The organism is Streptomyces virginiae, assembly GCF_040638905.1.
Lineage (GTDB): Bacteria > Actinomycetota > Actinomycetes > Streptomycetales > Streptomycetaceae > Streptomyces > Streptomyces virginiae_B.
Genome location: NZ_JBEZYV010000054.1, coordinates 22,663 through 24,054, shown reverse-complemented (window position 1 = coordinate 24,054; position 1,392 = coordinate 22,663). Strand labels below are relative to the sequence as shown.

The 1,392-nt window shown below is 69.8% G+C and carries 1 pseudogene; it reads right to left on the bottom strand.

The features are described from left to right. Positions 1-745, bottom strand: a pseudogene (locus tag AB0F82_RS36490) (hypothetical protein); the annotation flags it as partial. Between the last annotated feature and the right edge of the window lie 647 nt (positions 746-1,392).

Here is a 1,392-nt window from a genome sequence, read left to right as displayed (position 1 = left end):
CGCCCTGGGTCCCGCCCTGGGTGTTACCCGTACCGCCACCCTGGGTCCCGCCCTGGGTGTTACCCGTACCGCCACCCTGGGTCCCGCCCTGGGTGTTACCCGTACCGCCACCCTGGGTCCCGCCCTGGGTGTTGCCGTTGCCGGCGCCCTGCGTGCCGCCCTGGGTGTTGCCGTTGCCGACCTGGGTGCCGCCGATGGTGTTGTTCGAGCCGCCGATGATCGTGTTGTTGACGATGTTCGTCACGTTGTTCGTCACCTGGTTCACCACGGCGGGCGCCAGTCCGAGCCGCTTGGCTTCCGATGCGGCCGCCTTCCGGCCGATGGCGGCTGCCTGGGTCTTGGAAGCTCCGCCGCGCGCTGCCTGCTGGGCCGCGGCCGCGCCTCGTGCCGTTGCCGATGCCACGTCGGTCTTCGTGGAGGCCGCGGTGGATGCTGTCGGCGCGCACCGGACGGTGCCTACGGAGACCGGGCCGCTGCCGGTGATTCCGACGCGGATGTCGCCCTTCGGTCCGGCGGCGACGCGGGCGATGGTCTTCCCGTTGCGCTTGACGTCGTAGGTCTGGTTGAGGGCGAAGCCGTTGCCGTGGATCTCTCCGGCCTTCAGGCTGCACACCGCCGCAGGGGCTGCGGTCGGAAGTGCGGAAGCCATGGAAGGCTGGGCGAATGCCACCCCCGCCGTTCCGGCGAGTATCGCGGTGACGCAGGAAAGACCGGCAATGTTGGCGACGTGCTTCTTCCTCGACATTTAAATCTCCTTGAAATGGGTCGACCCGGATTCCGAGAATTTCTGCGAGCCGGGGATTCGACTTGCGTGTCTCAGTTCCGTCTGTGGCCGAGCGGTTTATCTGTCTCCAGATTGCCGTTTCCGGGGGCGGGGAGAAAGCGACGGAGATTCGGGGCTTGACAGATTCGTATGCGGGTGGGCGGTTGTGTCGTGCCTGGTGGGGGGCGGCGCGGCCCCGCAGGGGGCGTTCAGTGCTTCCGTCGGCGTGCTCGGGTGGGGGTGGTGGACCGGTTGCAGCCGTCGGTTTCCGCGCTCGTGGGGGCGGAAGGCGGGTGGGCTGGGGGGCGCGGTTCGTCTTTGGTGTGCCGGCCCCGGGGGGGTGGGCCTGGGGGCACGGGGTCTGGTGGCGCTGGGGGGCGGGGCGAGCCGGTGTGCCGTTGCCGCCCCGGCGTGGTCGGGGCGGCAACGGCTAGGGGGGGACGGCATACGGCATCACCTCGCAGAGGGGGCCTCTGCGAGGTGATGCGCTTCTTCGGTCGGCCTGATCAGCCCTGGGTTCCGCCCTGGGTGTTGCCGTTGCCACCACCCTGCGTGCCGCCCTGGGTGTTGCCGTTGCCACCACCCTGCGTGCCGCCCTGGGTGTTGCCGTTGCCACCACCCTGCAGTAC